General features: G+C 69.5%; 16 protein-coding genes. 9 read left to right on the forward strand and 7 right to left on the reverse strand.

The features are described from left to right. Positions 1-144 precede the first annotated feature (144 nt). The 3 genes from QGN30_RS03925 to QGN30_RS03935 all read left to right on the forward strand — a co-directional run bounded on the left by QGN30_RS03925 (position 145) and on the right by QGN30_RS03935 (position 3,707). Complete coding sequence (locus QGN30_RS03925) at positions 145-1,350, forward strand: alpha/beta hydrolase (protein WP_248923272.1); 1,206 nt, start codon at positions 145-147, stop codon at positions 1,348-1,350. A gap of 44 nt (positions 1,351-1,394) precedes the next feature. Then, entirely contained in the window at positions 1,395-2,804 is a 1,410-nt protein-coding gene (locus QGN30_RS03930) for a WS/DGAT/MGAT family O-acyltransferase (RefSeq protein ID WP_014385998.1), read from the forward strand. Positions 2,805-2,930: 126 nt separating this feature from the next. Then, positions 2,931-3,707 (forward strand): crotonase/enoyl-CoA hydratase family protein, encoded by a 777-nt coding sequence (locus QGN30_RS03935; RefSeq protein WP_008261853.1) that lies wholly within the window; start codon positions 2,931-2,933, stop codon positions 3,705-3,707. Here the strand turns inward: QGN30_RS03935 and QGN30_RS03940 are convergent. Next, complete coding sequence (locus tag QGN30_RS03940) at positions 3,704-4,294, reverse strand: TetR/AcrR family transcriptional regulator (RefSeq protein ID WP_008261850.1); 591 nt, start codon at positions 4,292-4,294, stop codon at positions 3,704-3,706. The two genes, QGN30_RS03935 and QGN30_RS03940, sit on opposite strands and share 4 nt — an antisense overlap. A gap of 98 nt (positions 4,295-4,392) precedes the next feature. On the opposite strand from QGN30_RS03940, the gene QGN30_RS03945 reads away from it, so the two are divergent. The 3 genes from QGN30_RS03945 to QGN30_RS03955 all read left to right on the forward strand — a co-directional run bounded on the left by QGN30_RS03945 (position 4,393) and on the right by QGN30_RS03955 (position 6,948). Next, positions 4,393-4,935: a methyltransferase family protein gene (locus tag QGN30_RS03945; RefSeq protein WP_014381416.1), complete on the forward strand. Its 543-nt coding sequence runs from the start codon at positions 4,393-4,395 to the stop codon at positions 4,933-4,935. 178 nt (positions 4,936-5,113) lie between these two features. Beyond that, entirely contained in the window at positions 5,114-6,631 is a 1,518-nt protein-coding gene (locus tag QGN30_RS03950) for a class I adenylate-forming enzyme family protein (RefSeq protein WP_014381415.1), read from the forward strand. A gap of 20 nt (positions 6,632-6,651) precedes the next feature. Beyond that, on the forward strand, positions 6,652-6,948 hold the full coding sequence (locus QGN30_RS03955; protein ID WP_008261847.1) for a hypothetical protein: 297 nt from the start codon (positions 6,652-6,654) through the stop codon (positions 6,946-6,948). Positions 6,949-6,953: 5 nt separating this feature from the next. Here QGN30_RS03955 and QGN30_RS03960 read toward each other — a convergent pair whose 3' ends face one another. The 4 genes from QGN30_RS03960 to QGN30_RS03975 form a co-directional block, all read right to left on the reverse strand. Beyond that, complete coding sequence (locus tag QGN30_RS03960) at positions 6,954-7,619, reverse strand: TetR/AcrR family transcriptional regulator (protein WP_172417544.1); 666 nt, start codon at positions 7,617-7,619, stop codon at positions 6,954-6,956. Next, on the reverse strand, positions 7,616-7,747 hold the full coding sequence (locus tag QGN30_RS03965) for a hypothetical protein (RefSeq protein WP_014381414.1): 132 nt from the start codon (positions 7,745-7,747) through the stop codon (positions 7,616-7,618). The genes QGN30_RS03960 and QGN30_RS03965 overlap by 4 nt, the downstream gene beginning before the upstream one ends. Before the next feature lie 276 nt (positions 7,748-8,023). Continuing rightward, positions 8,024-9,493 carry an aldehyde dehydrogenase gene (locus tag QGN30_RS03970; protein WP_029385392.1) on the reverse strand — a complete coding sequence of 490 codons (1,470 nt, stop codon included), beginning with the start codon at positions 9,491-9,493 and terminating at the stop codon, positions 8,024-8,026. A 103-nt stretch (positions 9,494-9,596) separates the two neighbouring features. Further along, the gene (locus QGN30_RS03975; RefSeq protein WP_009956946.1) at positions 9,597-10,367 is read right to left on the reverse strand and encodes a class I SAM-dependent methyltransferase; all 771 of its coding nucleotides are present in this window, start codon (positions 10,365-10,367) and stop codon (positions 9,597-9,599) included. A 117-nt stretch (positions 10,368-10,484) separates the two neighbouring features. Here QGN30_RS03975 and QGN30_RS03980 point away from each other — a divergent pair, with 117 nt between their 5' ends. From QGN30_RS03980 to QGN30_RS03990, 3 genes are read left to right on the forward strand one after another with little or no spacing between them, the layout of a single operon-like run. Further along, entirely contained in the window at positions 10,485-11,714 is a 1,230-nt protein-coding gene (locus QGN30_RS03980) for a TerC family protein (RefSeq protein ID WP_009956947.1), read from the forward strand. 41 nt (positions 11,715-11,755) lie between these two features. Continuing rightward, the gene (locus QGN30_RS03985) at positions 11,756-12,367 is read left to right on the forward strand and encodes a DedA family protein (protein ID WP_008261841.1); all 612 of its coding nucleotides are present in this window, start codon (positions 11,756-11,758) and stop codon (positions 12,365-12,367) included. Between the two features lie 46 nt (positions 12,368-12,413). Next, positions 12,414-13,580 (forward strand): glycosyltransferase family 4 protein, encoded by a 1,167-nt coding sequence (locus QGN30_RS03990; protein ID WP_008261840.1) that lies wholly within the window; start codon positions 12,414-12,416, stop codon positions 13,578-13,580. Here QGN30_RS03990 and QGN30_RS03995 read toward each other — a convergent pair. Both QGN30_RS03995 and QGN30_RS04000 read right to left on the reverse strand, forming a co-directional pair. Next, positions 13,564-15,282 carry a hypothetical protein gene (locus tag QGN30_RS03995; protein WP_036459879.1) on the reverse strand — a complete coding sequence of 573 codons (1,719 nt, stop codon included), beginning with the start codon at positions 15,280-15,282 and terminating at the stop codon, positions 13,564-13,566. The genes QGN30_RS03990 and QGN30_RS03995 overlap by 17 nt on opposite strands. 21 nt (positions 15,283-15,303) lie before the next feature. After that, positions 15,304-16,617, reverse strand: a complete 1,314-nt coding sequence (locus QGN30_RS04000) for a porin PorA family protein (protein ID WP_158020471.1) — start codon at positions 16,615-16,617, stop codon at positions 15,304-15,306. Between the last annotated feature and the right edge of the window lie 55 nt (positions 16,618-16,672).

The following is a 16,672-nucleotide window of genomic DNA, read 5'->3' on the forward strand; positions in this document are numbered from 1 at the left end:
GCGCACGTAGCGAACCGCCAAATGCGTTCCAAACAGGGTGAATAACCCCTTCAGCGACACACCTGGGCAAAGCGTGAGCGCAACCATAGCCGGTTCTACGTAAACACCGGTTTCGGCGACCTGCCCGGGGGTACAGTTCCCGACATGACGGCGAACCGACCGGGTTTCACACCGTGGATGAAGTGGTTGCTGCGGGCCGGTCCCGCCGACTATGCGCTGGCGCTGAGTGTGGCGGGGGCGTCGCTGCCGGTGGTCGGCAAACACCTCGAGCCGCTGGCCGGCATCACCGCCATGGGCGTGTGGGGCGCACGGCACGCACCCGAGGCGATCTCCGCGGCGACCAAGGACTGGTTCACCCCGGGGATCAACGACGCGCGGCGCCGGGACCGTGAGAGCACGCGGCAGGTCTCCCTCGCGGCGTTGCGGGGGGTCGTGTCGGCGGCGGACCTCGAGATGGATTGGCCGGCGGCCGAACGGACGCCGCCGATCTGGGACGGCCTGCGCCAGCGGCGCCACCTTTATCGCCGGGGCGTCCACTACGGGGACCACCCAGCACAGGTGCTCGACGTCTGGCGCCGCAAAGACCTGCCCGCGCAACCCGCGCCGGTCCTGATCTTCCTGCCGGGCGGCGCCTGGGTGCACGGCAGGTGCATGGGTCAGGGGTCCGCGCTGATGTCGCGGCTGGCCGAGCAGGGGTGGGTGTGCCTGGCGGTCGACTACCGCGTCGCGCCACACCACCGCTGGCCGCGCCACATCGTCGACGTCAAAACCGCCATCGCGTGGGCGCGCGCCAACGTCGACAAGTTCGGCGGCGACCGCAATTTCGTTGCGATAGCGGGGTGTTCGGCCGGCGGCCACCTGTGCGCGCTGGCCGGGCTGACCCCCGACGACCCGGAGTACCGGGCGAAGCTGCCCGAGGGTGCGGACACGTCGGTGGACGCGGTCGTCGGAATTTATGGCCGCTACGACTGGGAGGACCGCTCGACGGCGGAGCGCGCCCGGTTCGTCGAATTCCTGGAACGGGTCGTGGTGAGAAAGTCGATCGCCCGTCACCCCGAGGTATTCCGGGCCGCCTCGCCGATCGCCCGGGTGCACCGTAATGCGCCGCCCTTCCTCGTGATTCACGGCAGCAAGGACAGCGTCATCCCGGTGGAGCAGGCGCGCAGCTTCGTCGAGCGGCTGCGGACGGTGTCGCATTCGACGGTGGGCTACCTGGAGTTCCCCGGCGCGGGCCACGGATACGACCTCATCGACGGCGAGCGCGCCGGCGCGGCGGCACACGTCGCCTCCCTGTTCCTCAACCAGGTTTATCGCACCAAGACACGGATCGGGGCAAAAGAGGTTATCTGAGCCGGCGCCGCTGAGTATGGTCCCTCTATGGGTAAGGGGCAGCGGTGAAGAGGCTTAGCGGCTGGGACTCGGTGCTGCTGTACAGCGAAACGCCGAACGTGCACATGCACACCATCAAAGCCGCCGTCATCGAACTGGACGTTGATCGGCGTTCCCTGGACGTCGACGCGTTCCGACAAGTCATCGCCGGCCGGCTGAACAAGCTCGATCCGTTCTGCTACCAGCTCATCGAGGTCCCCCTCAACTTCCACCACCCGATGTGGCGGGAGAACTGCGAGGTCGACCTCGACTATCACATCCGTCCCTGGCGAGTGTCGCCGCCCGGGGGCCGCCGCGAGCTGGACGAAGCCATCGGGCAAATCGCCAGCACCCCGCTCGACCGCAGCCGCCCGCTCTGGGAGATGTACTTCGTGGAAGGGTTGGCCAACAACAGGATTGCGGTCGTCGGCAAAATTCACCACGCGCTCGCCGACGGCGTCGCATCGGCGAATTTGTTGGCCCGCGGCATGGACCTGCAGCCGTGCCCGGACGGCGGACCGTACATGTGCGACCCGCCCCCGACCACGCGGCAGCTCGTCGCCTCGGCGCTCGCCGACCACGTCCGCCACGTCGGGCGGCTGCCGCACACGATCCGCTACACCGCGCAGGGTTTGGGCCGGGTGCGCCGCAGCACACGCAAGTTCTCCCCGGAACTGACGCGGCCGTTCGAGCCGCCGCCGACGTTCATGAACCACAAGCTCACCCCGGAACGCCGGTTCGCCACCGCCACACTGGCCCTGGCCGACGTCAAGGAGACCGGCAAGCGGCTCGGGGCGACGATCAACGACATGGTGCTGGCCATGTCGACGGGCGCGTTGCGCACCCTGCTGTTGCGCTACGACGGCAAGGCCGAGCCGTTGTTGGCTTCGGTGCCAATGAGTTTCGACTTCTCGCCCGAGCGGATCTCCGGCAATCGTTTCACCGGCGTGCTGGTCGGCCTGCCGACCGATTCCGACGATCCGCTGGAGCGGGTGCGGTGCAGCCACGAGAACGCGATCGCCGCCAAGGAAAGCAACCAGCTGATGGGACCGGAGTTGGTCAGCCGGTGGGCGGCCTACATGCCCCCGGGCCCCACCCAGGCCTTCTTCCGGTGGGCGTCCGGCCGCGATGGCCACAACAAGATCCTCAACCTGAACATCTCCAACGTCCCCGGGCCGCGCGAGCGCGGCCGCGTGGGCGGTGCGCTGGTCACCGAGATCTATTCGGTGGGCCCGTTGACCGCCGGCAGTGGGCTCAACATCACCGTGTGGAGCTATGTCGATCAGCTCAACATCTCGGTGCTCGCCGACGGGGCCACGTGCGAGGACCCGCACGAGGTCACCGACGCCATGGTCAACGATTTTATCGAAATACGCAGGGCCGCAGGGATTTCGGAGAAGCTCACCACAATCGAAGCGGCGATGGCGCCGGCCTGACCGGGTCGGTGCGGTCGCTGACCTCGCGCGGGCGGTAACCCGAATCTCGCCGGGCCGTTAACGCCGTTCCCGTCGACCGTTACCATCGGTCCGACAAGTCAGTAGCGTGACGAACAAGGGAGCACCGTGAGCGAAGAGGCCAACGAACCCGAAGTCCTGGTCGAACAGCGGGACCGGATCCTCATCATCACGATCAACCGGCCGAAGGCCAAGAACGCGGTCAACTCCGCGGTGGCCAACGGCCTGGCCGCCGCCGTCGACCGGCTCGACGACGAACCCGGCCTGTCGGTCGGCATCCTCACCGGCGCGGGCGGCTCGTTCTGCGCGGGCATGGACCTCAAGGCCTTCGCCCGCGGCGAGCTCCCGATCGTCGAGGGCCGCGGCATGGGCTTCACCGAACGCCCGCCGGTCAAGCCGCTGATCGCGGCGGTCGAGGGCTACGCGCTGGCCGGCGGCACCGAGCTGGCGTTGGCGACCGACCTGATCGTGGCCTCCAAGGACTCGGCGTTCGGCATCCCGGAGGTTAAGCGCGGCCTGGTCGCCGGGGGCGGCGGGCTGCTGCGGCTGCCGCAGCGCATCCCGTCCGCGATCGCCATGGAGCTCGCACTGACCGGTGAAAACCTGAGCGCCGAGCGCGCGCACGCGCTGGGAATGGTCAACGTCCTCGCCGAGCCCGGATCGGCGCTGGACGCGGCGATCGAGCTGGCCGAGAAGATCGCCGCGAACGGGCCGCTGGCGGTGGCCGCCACCAAGCAGATCATCGTCGAGTCCCGCGGCTGGAGCCCCGAGACCATGTTCGCCGAGCAGAACAAGCTGCTCGCCCCGGTGTTCTCCTCCAACGACGCCAAGGAGGGCGCCATCGCCTTCGCCGAGAAGCGCCCGCCCAAGTGGACGGGCACTTAATCGGTCAGATACCGCTGCAGCGTCGGCCCCAGCCGGCCGACCAGGTCCTCGATGCTGGTCGACGCGAGCGGCTCGATCTTGAGCTGGTAGCGCGCGAAGGCGAGCCCGGCCAGGTGGCTGGCCACCAGCTCGACCCGTAGCTCGGCATCGGCAACCCCGAATTCCGTCGCGACCCGCTCGGCGATCGGGCCGGCGAGGCTGTCGTGCAACACCTTTCGCGCCTCGGGGTGGATCGCCGCCGAACGCCACAGCGTCAGGAACGGCTCGAACACGGCGCCTTGTTCCCAGTGCTCGAGGAAGCGGCGCGCCAGCCGTTCGCCGACCCGTTCGGTCCCCTCGTCGAGCAGTGTGGCCAGCTGGTGCAACGGGTGCTCGGGACCGGTCAGCGTGGACGCGGTGAACAGACCTTCCTTGTTGCCGAAAAAGTAGTAGACCATCGCGACGTCCACACCGGCGTCGGCCGCGATCGCGCGGACGGTGGCCCGTTCGTACCCGTCGCGCATGAAGCGTTCTCGCGCCGCATCGATGATGCGCTGTCTGTTCACTTGGCCGGTGCGCCACCGGCCGGCGCGCCGCGCTGCTGGCATGCGCACCAGAATAGTTCAACAGGCGTTGGCGAATGCCGCCGCGCGGCGTACCTTAGTTGTTGAACGAAGGTTGAAGTATTAGCTGAAGGAGGCCTTCAATGGTGACGAGGACGCGGCGACGCCTGTGGTGGCGCCACCTGATATCGGTCCTGTTGTTCCCGGCGACGATGACGCTCGTGGTGCCGGCCCTGATCGTCGGCACGGCCGGCGTGCACGAGCCGCGCCTGGATGCCGCGCCGACGATCGCGCTGATCACGGTCGGCTGCGTGCTGATCGCCGCCGGCCTGGCCCTGATGATCTGGACGAATGTGCTGTTCGACCGGGTGGGCGAGGGGACGCTCGGGCTGGGCAACGTGATGGGGGAGCCGGTCCATCTGGTGGTGCGGGGCCCGTACCGGCACGTGCGGAACCCGATGATCACCGGCGTGCTGTGCATCCTGCTCGGCGAGGCGGCCATCATTGCATCGGGCCCGCTATTGCTTTGGTTCGCAATCTTTTTCACGTTCCAGGCCATCGCCATCCGGTTCTGGGAGGAGCCCCATCTCGCCGAGCGCTACGGCCGTGAATACGTCGACTATCGAAGCAACGTGCCGCGCTGGATCCCGCGGGTCTCGGCCTGGGATCCGCCCGCCCGCTCCTGAGGCGGTGGCAAGCGCCGGCACCGATCGCAACTCGGGGTTCCCGTCCCACCTTTGCCGTCGAGGGACCCGCCGTGACCAGGGCGCCCGTCGCGCGGCAAGCTCGGCATCGAGGGGCAATCCGGCTGAGTTACACTGCAGACGAGATTTGTAAAGGGCCGGGAATCCAGAAGGATCGAGGATGAGCATTTCGTTGCTGCTCGAGATGGCCGTGTCCGGCGACGCCGAGCGCACCGCGGTGGTGTCCGGCGATTTGCGGCTGACCACGCAGCAGCTCAGCGATCTTGCCGACGGCGGGGCGGGGGTGGTCGCGGCCTCGGGCGCCAAGCACCTGGTGTACGTGGGCACCGGCGGCGCGATGCTGCCGGTGTTGATCTTCGCCGCGGCGCGCGCCGGGGTGGCGTTCACGCCGATCAATTACCGGCTCTCCGCCGAGGGCATCCAGGCGCTGATCGAGCGGCTGCCCGAGCCGTTGGTGGTGGTCGACGGTCGCTACCGGGAGATGATCGGCGGGGTGTCGGACCGGGTGATGGTGTCCGACGACTTCCTCGACGCCGCCGGCGGTGCCGAGCCCGCGGCGGAATTCCCCGATCCGGACGCCGTCGCGATCGTGCTGTTCACGTCGGGCACCACCTCGCAGCCCAAGGCCGTCGAGCTCTCGCACAACAACCTGACCAGTTACGTCACCGGGACGGTGGAATTCGGGGCGGCCGCCGACACCGATGCCGCGCTGATCTGCGTGCCGCCGTACCACATCGCCGGGGTCAGCGCCGCGCTGTCGAATCTGTATGCGGGCCGCAAGATGGTGTACCTGCCCAATTTCGATGCGCAGGAATGGGTTCGGCTGATCAACACGGAGAACGTGACCACCGCGACGGTGGTGCCGACCATGCTCGACCGCATCGTCACGGTGCTGGAGAACGGGGACGGGCCGGCCATCGAGTTGCCGTCGCTGCGCAACCTTGCCTACGGCGGCTCCAAGGTCGGTTTGCCGCTGGTTCGCCGGGCCCTCGAGCTGCTCCCCGACGTGGGCTTCGTCAACGCCTACGGCCTGACCGAGACCAGCTCGACGATCGCGGTGCTGACTCCCGACGACCATCGCGCGGCGCTGGCGGCGTCGACTCCGGAGGGCGCGCGGCGGCTGGGGTCGGTCGGGCAGGCGGTGGCGGGCATCGAGCTGCAGATCCGCGACGAGGTCGGCAACGTGCTGCCGCCGGGCGAGACCGGTGAGCTGTTCGTGCGGGGCGAGCAGGTCTCGGGCCGCTACACCGGGATCGGTTCGGTGCTCGACGAGAACGGCTGGTTCCCGACCAAGGACATCGCCATGCTCGACGACGAGGGCTACCTGTTCATCGGTGGGCGCAGCGACGACACGATCATCCGCGGCGGCGAGAACATCGCGCCCGCCGAACTCGAAGAGGTCCTGGTCGAGCACCCCCACGTGCGGGACGTCGCCGTGGTCGGCGTCGAGGATCCGCAGTGGGGCCAGGCGATCGTCGCGGTGGTGGTGCCGGCGCCGGGCGTCGACCCCGACCCCGCGGAACTGCGCGAATTCGTCCGCAAGAGTTTGCGCGGATCACGCACCCCCGACGAGGTAGTGTTTCGCGACGAGCTGCCCACCACCGCCACCGGCAAGGTGTTGCGGCGGGAGATCATCCAGACCCTCACGGAATTGCGCTCCGCGCCGGCCCAGCAGTAAGCGATCAAGGACGGAAATCAATGATCAAGAACGGAACTCGTCTCGCCAGCCAGGTATGCGACACCCAGGTGATCGTCGTCAGAAGCGCGGACAGCCTCGACGACCTGCGGTGTGGCGGTGCGCCGATGGTGCCGGTGGGCGCCGAGCGCTCGGGCGAACTGGACCCGGCGTTCTCCGACGGCACGGTCATGGGCAAGCGCTACGTGGACGAATCCGGCGCCGAGGTGCTGGTGACCAAGCCCGGCGCCGGAAGCCTGAGCATCGGGCAGACCGCGCTGCACCTCAAAGAGGTCAAGCCGCTACCCGCGAGCGACTGACGACGTCACTGCGAGCCGGCAGGCTTGCCCGGGATCTTGTTCCGGAGAACGAATTCCTTTGCCTTGATCAGGAATTCGAGCTGCTCACCCACTTGGTGTAGCGGGCCCGCGTTGCGGGTCGACCGCGACAGGACGATGGCGCCCTCCAGCGCGGAGATCGACATCACGGCCAGCGACGCGGCGTCAGCGTCGTCGAAGCCGTCGTTGACGAACGCGCGGGTGAGCGCGGTGCACCAGCGGCCCAGGATCGCGCCGGCCTCGGTGGAGAGCTTGGGCCCGTCACCGTCGGAACACCCGATCGCCGCCGCCACCACCGGGCAGCCGGCGGTGAAGCCGCCCTCGGTGAGCAGCCGCTCCCAGTACCCGACGAACTCGGCCAACAACTCCCGGGCGCCGCGGCCGGCGGCGTCGTCTATCAGGGCGGTGATGGAGTCGCCGGAGTAGCGCAGCGCTTCGGTCAGGATCTGATTGCGCCCGTCGGGAAAGTGGTAGTAGACCGAGCCACGCGGGGCGCCGCTGCGGGCGAGCACCGCGTCGATCGTCACGCCCGCGGCGCCGCGCTCACGCATCACCTCGGCGGCGCTGGCCAGCATTTTTGTCCGGGTGTCCCCGCGCTTCGTCGGGGCGTCACCGATAGTCGGCACTGTCGTACCTCCCGAGGCTGGCGTCATGCAGCGTGCGAGTGGCGCAGCGCCGGCCAGTGCATATGACGCGGGCTGAAGCGGAATGTCCGGCGCCGCAACTCTGGCATCTCGCGGGTGAATTGATAGCCGGCGACGTTGAGCTCAATGATCCACATGGTGTTCTCCCGGCCTGTGTGCGGCCCTTGATTATGCTAAGAACCATATAAGACATCCGTAAATTAAGCAATTTCTCAGGCGAAATGTGACGTACGCCGCACAAACAGGGCGCGTCGGCGCGGCGGTCCGCACTTGCGGCCGCGTGAACCGGCCGAAAATATGCTCTATTGCATAACCGCTAGAACGCCGCTAGGACGGCCCCCCAAACGCCGAACGCGCACCCACGGCGAAAAATCGGCAGATATCTCGCCCTGCGTGCACGTTCGACACGGGATTTAGCTTTCGATCGTGTGGCCCATCGGCATCAGCACGCTCTTCTGCTGGGTGAAGTGCTCGACGCCCTCGGGTCCGTTCTCGCGGCCGATGCCGGAGTTCTTGTAGCCGCCGAACGGGCAGCACGGGTCGAACGCGTACCAGTTGATCGCGTATGTCCCGGTGCGGATCTTCTCCGAGACCTCGATGCCCCGCTGCACGTCGGCGGTCCACACGCTGCCGGCCAGCCCGTACACCGAGTCGTTGGCGATCTTGATCGCGTCCTCCTCGGTGTCGTAGGGGATGATCGAGAGCACCGGCCCGAAGATCTCCTCCTGGGCGATCGTCATCTTGTTGTCGACGTCGGCGAACACCGTCGGCTGCACGAAGAAGCCGCCGTCGAGACCCTCGGGACGGCCGCCGCCGCACACCAGCCGCGCACCCTCCTCGATGCCCTTGGCGATGTAGCCCTCCACCCGGGCCCGCTGCTTCTCCGAGATCAGCGAACCGATCTGGGCGGCCGGGTCCGACGGCAGGCCCACCGGCAGCGCCTGCACGAAAGTGCTTACCGCGTCCACGATTTCGTCGTACCGCGAGCGCGGAGCCAGGATGCGGGTCTGGGCCACGCAGGCCTGCCCGGTGTTCATGATCCCGGAGAACACCAGCATCGGGATCGCCGAAGGCAGGTCGACGTCGTCGAGGACGATGGCCGCCGACTTCCCGCCCAGCTCCAGGGTGCACGGCTTGAGCATGTCGGCGGCGCGACGGCCGATCTCCTTGCCCACCGCCGAGCTGCCGGTGAAGGAGAAGATGTCGACGTCCGGGTTGGAGGTCAGCGCCTGCCCGGTCTCGATCCCGCCGGGCACCACCGACAGCACGCCCTCGGGCAGCCCCGCCTCGGCGAAGGCCTCCGCCAAAGCGTTTGCGCTCAGCGGTGTTTCGGCCGCCGGCTTGAGCACCACCGTGCAGCCGGCCAGCAGCGCCGGGCCCAGCTTGTTGACCGCCAAAAACAGCGGCACGTTCCAGGCCACGATCGCGCCCACCACACCGATCGGCTCGCGGTGGACGATGCTCTGCCCGTAGCCGCCGGTGCGGACCTCTTTCCACTTGACCTGGTCGACGGCCGGGCCGGCGAAGAAGTTCAGCGCCCCGATCGAGCTCATCCAGTGCATCGTTTCGACGGTCGTCGGCGGCTGGCCGGTCTCGGCCGCGAGCAGCTGGGTGAACAGGTCCTTGCGCTCCTCCATCACCTTGAGCGCGTTGGCGATGACGGCGGCGCGCTCCTTCGGCGGCGTGGTCGGCCACGGGCCGTTGTCGAAGGCCGCGCGGGCCGCGGCGACGGCGGCGTCGACGTCGGCCGCGGCGGCCAGCGGCACCTTGCCGACGTAGTCACCGGTGGCCGGACAGGTCACCTCGATCACCTCGGAGGTCGACGGTTCCGTCCACTTGCCGCCGATGAAAAGCTTGTCGTATTCGGTCTTAGCGTCTGTCATCTTCCGCCACTCCTCCTGCTTGTTCAGATCGCACTGCCCTGTCATCTTCGTCGGCGGGCATGCGCGCCACCCTACCCAAGCGAGGGCAAAACGAGAACACGTTTCACTCTTGGGGTTGCAGGACCAGCACCAGGTTGCTCACCAGGAACTCGCGCAGCACCGGCACGCCCGTCAGCCACCACGCCCATCGCGGGTGGTAGCGGGGAAATGCGGCCAGCGCGGCGCCGGTGTTCGCGGCCCACGTCAGGCCGTCGGCCGCCGACACCTCGAACAACGACGACCCGTAGTTGTTTTTGGCGGGATGGCCGTGCTTGCGCGCGTAGCGCGCCGCGGCGCGCTCGCCCCCCAGGTAGTGGGTCAGGCCCATCTCGTGTCCGCCGAACGGGCCCAGCCAGACGGTGTAGGACAGCACGGCCAGCCCGCCGGGCCGGGTCACTCGCAGCATCTCGGCGCCGAGTTGCCAGGGCCGCGGCACGTGTTCGGCGACGTTGGACGACAGGCAGATGTCCACCGAATCGTCGGCGAACGGCAGCGCCATGCCCGACGCGCGCACGAAGGTTCCCCCGGCCGCCGCGTCGGCGGGTCCGGCCGCGTGCATCTCGCCCGGGTCGGGCTCGACGCCGACGTAGTCGAGCCCGGCGCGGGCGAAGGCCGTCGCGAAGTAGCCCGGCCCGCCGCCGACGTCGAGCAGCGTGCGGCCGGCGGGGGAGTCCGCGTGGGCGGCGCGCCACAGGTCGCTCACCATCGCCACGGTGTCGGCGGCCAGCGCGCCGTAGAAGCGGGCGGGATCGGTCTGCTCGTAGCGAAACTCCGACAGCAACCGCACCGAGCGGGCCAGCGTCGCCCGGCGAGCGAAGAGGTCGGTCACGGCCACCGGCCAACCCTACGGCCGGGCGCGCAACCGGGCGCGCACATAGTGTGGCGGCAAAGAGGGTACGGAAGCGACGAAGACCCAGACGACGGCTCCGACGAAGGTGGCTCAGGCAGCGAAATGGATGTTCCCGATTGGGTGTGGGCCCTGACCGTCTTGGCCATCGTCGGGCTGTTGGCCTTCGACTTCTTCTTCCATGTCCGCAAGGCGCACGCCCCGACGCTGCGGGAGGCCGCGCTGTGGTCGGTGGTCTACGTCGGCATCGCGCTGTTGTTCGGCGTCGGCCTGCTCGCGTTCGGAGGACACGAGGAGGGCCCGGAATACTTCGCCGGGTACGTCACCGAGAAGGCGCTCTCGGTCGACAACCTGTTCGTCTTCTTGATGATCATGGCCAGCTTCCGGGTGCCGCGTGAGGATCAGCAGAAGGTGCTGCTGTTCGGGATCGTCTTCTCGCTGATCGCGCGGACCGGCTTCATCTTTCTGGGCGCCACGCTGATCAACACGTTCGCATGGGTCTTCTACCTGTTCGGGCTGATTCTGTTGCTCGCGGCCGGCGGCGTGCTGCGGCCCGACGAGCGCGAGGAATCCCGCAAGGCCGACAACGTCGTCATCCGGATCGCGAAGAAGGTCCTGCACACCACCGAGCACTATGACGGCGACAGGCTGTTCACGATGGTGGATGGCCGGCGCGCGATGACGCCGATGCTGCTGGTCATGGTGGCCATCGGTGGAACGGACATCTTCTTCGCGCTCGACTCGATCCCGGCGATCTTCGGCCTCACCCAGAACGTCTACATCGTGTTCACCGCGACGGCCTTCTCGCTGCTGGGCCTGCGCCAGCTGTACTTCCTCATCGAGGGCCTGCTGGACCGGCTGGTCTACCTCTCGTACGGCCTCGGGGCGATCCTGGGCTTCATCGGCGTCAAGCTGATCCTGCATGCGCTGCACGAGAACAACGTGCCCTTCATCAACGACGGCGAGCCGGTCTCGCTGGTCGAGATCAGCACCTACCTGTCGCTGGCCGTGATCGTCGGCGTTCTGGTCGTCACCGTCGTCGCCTCGTTGCTGAGCCCCATGGGCAAGGCCCGGACGGCCATCGCCGGCGCCCGGCGGCACGCGACGGCCTACCTCGACTCCGAATACACCCACGACGCGGGCGAACGCGAGCGCATCTTCCGCAAGCTGCTGGACGAGCGCGACCAGATCCTCGCGCTCGGTCCCAGGTACCGCCAGCTGGTCCGCGACGAGCCGGCGCTGATCGACCTGTTCGACCGCGCGGCCGCCAAGCACGACGAAGCCGTCGGCCGCGGCGAGGCCGAGCCGTTCGTCAGGATGGGCCTGACCTCCTGAGAAGCCGGCCGCCGGCGCGCGCTGTGTAGTGTTGCGCTCTAGTGTTCGATTCCCTGCTTGATGCGCTCGGCAACTCGTGGTGGGCGTATCCGCTGATCCTGGCCTCGTGCACATTCGACGCCATCCTCCCCCTGTTGCCCAGCGAGACGGCGCTGCTCACCGGCGGCATCCTCGCGGCCAACGGGTCGATGCTGCTGGGCTGGGTGATCGTCATGGCGGCCATCGGCGCGTTCGTCGGCGACAACCTCGCGTACGCGATCGGCCACTCGGCCGACGACTTCGCCCGCCGCTGGATCACCCGCGGCGAGAAGGGACAGCGCAGCCTGGACTGGGCCCACCGGGAACTGGAGCGGCACGGGGGCCCGCTGGTGATCGTGGCCCGGTTCCTGCCCGGGGGCCGCACGGCCACCACCATCGCCTGCGGCGTGCTGGACTTCCCCTATCGCCAGTTCGTGGTGTTCGACGCGATCGGCGCCGTGGTGTGGGCGACGCTCAACACCCTGATCGGCTACATCGGCGGCAACGCGTTCGCCGATAACACGGTCGCGGCGTTCGCGGTGGCGTTCGGGACGGCGCTGGCGCTGGCCGGGATCATCGAACTGATTCGGTGGGTGCGCCGTCGCGCCCGGCAGGAAGGGCGGGTGCGGCGCTAGCGGTCCCGCATGGCGCGCCGACCGATTCCCATTAGGCTGACCGGTGATGTCTGCTCTGCGCTCGGTCCTGCTGCTGTGCTGGCGCGATACCGGGCACCCGCAGGGCGGCGGCAGCGAAGCCTATCTGCAGCGCATCGGTGCGCAGCTGGCCGCCTCGGGGATCGACGTCACGCTGCGCACCGCCCGCTATCCCGGCGCGGCGCGCCGCGAAGTCGTCGACGGCGTGCGGATCGACCGCGCCGGTGGCCGGTACTCGGTGTACGTCTGGGCGTTGCTGGCGATGGCGGCGGCCCGGCTCGGGGTGGGCCCGCTGCGCAAGGTGCGGCCCGACGTGGTCGTCGACACGCAGAACGGGTTGCCCTTTCTGGCGCGGCTGGTCTACGGCCGCCGCGTGGTGGTGCTGGTGCATCACTGCCACCGCCAGCAGTGGCCGGTGGCCGGCCCGGTGCTCGGCCGGCTCGGCTGGTTCGTCGAGTCGACGCTGTCGCCCCGGGTGAACCGGCGCAACCAGTACGTGACGGTGTCGCTGCCGTCCGCGCGGGACCTGGTCACCCTGGGCGTCAATGGCGCGCAGATCGCGGTGGTGCGCAACGGCCTGGATCTGGCGCCGGCGCAATCGTTGTCGGGCCCGCGCGCGGCCGCGCCGCGCGTGGTCGTGTTGTCGCGGCTGGTGCCCCACAAGCAGATCGAGGACGCGCTCGAAGCGGTCGCGGCGCTGCTGCCGCGGACGCCGGGCCTGCATCTCGACATCGTCGGGGACGGCTGGTGGCGCGAGCGGCTCGTCGAGCACGCGCGACGGCTCGGCATCTGCGCCGCGGTGACGTTCCACGGTCACGTCGACGACGTGACGAAACACCATGTGCTGCAAGCGGCTTGGGTGCACGTGCTGCCCTCGCGCAAGGAGGGCTGGGGGCTGGCGGTCATCGAGGCGGCCCAGCACTCGGTGCCGACCATCGGCTACCGGTCCTCGGGCGGCCTGTCGGACTCGATCGTCGACGAGGTGACCGGGATCTTGGTGGACACCCACGCCGAGCTGGTGGACCGTCTCGAGGAACTGCTCGCCGATCCGGTGCTGCGCGACCAACTCGGCGCCAAGGCGCACACCCGCAGCGGCGAGTTCTCCTGGGCGCAAAGCGCCGACGCGATGCGCGGCGTGCTGGACGCGGTGCACTGCGGCCGCACGGTGCACGGACTAGTCACCGGGCGGGGCTGACCGAGGCGCGGCGCCGCCACGCGCCGATTCCCGCGCCGGCGCCGCCCGCGACCAACAACGCCAGCCACGCCGCATGGGCGATCACCGTCGCCGCCCGGCGATCGGCCGACACCCCGGCGCTTTGCCCGCCGACCCGGTAGAGCGCGATCGCGTGGTCCCGGTAGACCGGCGCCAGCGCGCCCAGGGTGCGGGCGGCCGCCCCCATGTCGCCGGCGCTGTCCGATTCCACCACCAGCCATCCCACGCCCGCCGCCGCCAGCGCCGACGGATCGGGCCCGGCCAAAAGCAGCCGCTGCACTTCGCGGGCGTGCGCGCCCTCGCCCGCGATGGTGGACCCCGAGATCACCAGGTCGCCGCTGCTCAGCACCTCGGCGCGCACCCAGCGCGGCAGCGGGTCCAGCACCGGCGCGGCGCCCGACCAAAAGAAGAGCCGCATCGTCCCGGCCGGCAATACCGCCACCGCGGCCGGCCGTGCGTTGATCGCCGCGGCGACGGCGGTCCAGCCGTGCGGGTAGTGCACCGGCGACACCTTGCCCCACACCCCCCAGGCCAGGTCGGGCAGCGCCAGGAGCAGCGCCAGGCAGCAGACGAGCGCCGCCGCAACGTCCGCAGGCGGCGGCGTCCACCGTCGCAACGTCACCACCGCGCCGGCGCCCGCCACCGTGTAGCCGGGCACGGCGAGCGCCACCCACTTCTGCCCGTCGCGCAGCACGCCGAATCCCGGCACGGCGTCGACCACCGCGCCCAGCAGGTGCAGGCCCGGCCCGGTGGCCAGCGCCGCGGGAACCAGCACCGACACCGCGGCCAGCACCAGCAGCGGAACCGCCACCGACCGGCGGGCGACCGCCGGCAGGCCCGCCGCCACGATCCCGAGCAGCACCACGGCCGAGGACACCGCGAAAAGCGTGGCGCGCGAAGCGGGTACGGCGTCGCCGTTCCAGATTCCGCCGAGGCTGGCCAGGCTGGCGAGCGTGCCCAGGCCGGGCTCGGCGCGCGGCGCGAACGCCTCGACCCCCAGCCGGTTCGCCGCGGTGTGGGCGGTCAGCGAAGCGCCCAGCGCCGACGCGACCAACCACGGCAGCGCGGCCACCAGCGCGACGCCCAGCGCCGCCGCGGCGCACCACCGGCGCGGCCAGGGCCCGGCCGTGCCGTCACCCGGGGCGGCCACGCAGACCAGCGCCACCGTCGCGGCCAATAGCAGCCCGGTCGGGGTCAGACCGGCCAGCGCGATCCAGAAGGCCAGCCCGAACAGCGAGCCGGATCCCGCGCGCAACGTCAGCATGGCCGTCGCCACCCAGGGCAGGCAGCCGTAGCCGACCAGCAGGCTCCAATGGCCCTGCAGAAGTCGTTCGGCGACATAGGGATTCCAGATCGCCAGCGTGATCGCGACGAACTGCCCGGGCGCGCCCGCAGGCGGCAGGGCCACCTCGACGAGCCGGGCCGCGCCCCAGCCCGCCAGCCACAACCCCACCACGAGCAGCGCTTTGACCACGATGCCGCCGTCGACCACATGCGAGGCGAGCGCCACCGCGAAATCCTGGGGGGTGGCGCGCGGCGCCGAGGTCAACCCCAGGGCGGTGTCGGACAGGTATGACCGCGGCGTCGAGACGGCGTCACGCAGCAGCAGGTACCCCGGGGCCAGCAGCGGCCCGACCACCAGCAGCGCCAGGACCAGTGCGTACCCGGGTCGGGTCCAGCGCACGGCTACCGCATCCGGGCCGGGCTATTCGCGGTCGTGCGGGCCGGGCGGGTTGGACTCGGTGGGGCCCGCCTCGGTGGGCTCGTCCGGGCCGGACGGTCCGGGGGCCCCAGGCGAGCCGGCCGAGCCGGGCGGATCCCCGCCGGACTCCTGGCGCAGATCGGGACGCTGGGTGGGCAGCTTCTCCGTCTCGGCCTCGGCCCCGGGCACCGGCTCCTCGAGGCCGCTGCGGCCGAAGAAGTCCTGATCGCCGCGATCCAGGCCGGGGTCGGTCAGCGCGCTCTCGCTGCGCAGGCTGAACGAGGCGAGCAGCCCCCCGCCGACCAGCGCGATCAGCCCGACCGCGGTGAACGTGATCGGCAGCACCCGCGACCACAGCGCCAGCCGGTCCCGCTCGTCGCGGGCGGCGTTGACCTGGGATTCGACGGTGTCCTCGTTCGAGGTGACCTTGTAGTCGGCCAGCGTGAGCTCCGGCTTGAGCGGGTCCCGGGCGAAGTAGTGGTCGGCGTGCACGGTCTGCTTGACGATGGTGCCCGACACCGGGTCCACCCAGAACGTGCGCTGCGCCGCGTAGTAGCGGGTCATGGTGATCTGTTCGTTCGGATCGCCGCCCTGGACGCCCCACATCGACGCCGACGTGGTCTGCTTGGCGTCCTCGTTGCCGGCCAGCAGCGACGGGTACGCCACCGGGGCCACCAGCTTGCCGTCGGCGTTGTAGCCGACGTTCTGGGTGAACTTGTAGGTGGTCAGCCCGTTGACGTCTTCCTCGGTGTCGTAGTTGACGTCGAACGGCTTCTGGGCGATCGGATCGAAGTAGGGATAGGTCTTCTTCTCGGTGTGGAACGGGAACCGGTACGACAGCCCGTCGTGCCGCAGGGGCATCGCCGTGGGCGGGTTCTCGTCGTTCACGGCGCGCGGCTTCTGGACCGAGCCGCCGGTGTGGGTGTCGTCGGACACGGCCAGCGCGGTCTTGCGGTTGAGGGTGACGGTGTCGACGATCGCCAGCAGCAGCCCGCTGTCCTTCTGCTTGTCCGTGCGCCGCAACGAACTTCCGACCTGCAGGGTGACCACGTCGGCGTTGGCGGGCGACTCGACGCTGATCTGCTGTTGGGAGACCAGCGGCACGTTCTGGTTGACGACGACGTGGTCGGTGGACAACGACGCGGAGTCCAGCGCCGTCCCGGTGCCGTCGCCGACCAGCGTGGCGTCGAGGTCCAGGGGGACCTTGGTGATCCTGCTGGTGGTGTACGTCGACAACAGCAGCGCGGCGATCAGCAGGGCGGCTCCGAGTCCGATGATCCCGCATGCGGCGAACCGCAACATGACTGCTCGGTTCACGTCGCTGTGCCCTCCTCATGTCCTTGCATTTCTCAGCCGCGACCCGACCCGAGCG

The organism is Mycobacterium sp. 3-98 (assembly GCF_035918355.1).
GTDB lineage: Bacteria > Actinomycetota > Actinomycetes > Mycobacteriales > Mycobacteriaceae > Mycobacterium > Mycobacterium intracellulare.

Coding starts and splice junctions, on each gene's coding strand:
- QGN30_RS03925 (WP_248923272.1), top strand. CDS start 145: ATGACGGCGAACCGACCGGGTTTCACACCGTGGATGAAGTGGTTGCTG.
- QGN30_RS03940 (WP_008261850.1), bottom strand. CDS start 4,294: ATGCCAGCAGCGCGGCGCGCCGGCCGGTGGCGCACCGGCCAAGTGAAC.
- QGN30_RS03945 (WP_014381416.1), top strand. CDS start 4,393: ATGGTGACGAGGACGCGGCGACGCCTGTGGTGGCGCCACCTGATATCG.
- QGN30_RS03950 (WP_014381415.1), top strand. CDS start 5,114: ATGAGCATTTCGTTGCTGCTCGAGATGGCCGTGTCCGGCGACGCCGAG.
- QGN30_RS03955 (WP_008261847.1), top strand. CDS start 6,652: ATGATCAAGAACGGAACTCGTCTCGCCAGCCAGGTATGCGACACCCAG.
- QGN30_RS03960 (WP_172417544.1), bottom strand. CDS start 7,619: ATGACGCCAGCCTCGGGAGGTACGACAGTGCCGACTATCGGTGACGCC.
- QGN30_RS03965 (WP_014381414.1), bottom strand. CDS start 7,747: ATGTGGATCATTGAGCTCAACGTCGCCGGCTATCAATTCACCCGCGAG.
- QGN30_RS03970 (WP_029385392.1), bottom strand. CDS start 9,493: ATGACAGACGCTAAGACCGAATACGACAAGCTTTTCATCGGCGGCAAG.
- QGN30_RS03980 (WP_009956947.1), top strand. CDS start 10,485: ATGGATGTTCCCGATTGGGTGTGGGCCCTGACCGTCTTGGCCATCGTC.
- QGN30_RS03990 (WP_008261840.1), top strand. CDS start 12,414: ATGTCTGCTCTGCGCTCGGTCCTGCTGCTGTGCTGGCGCGATACCGGG.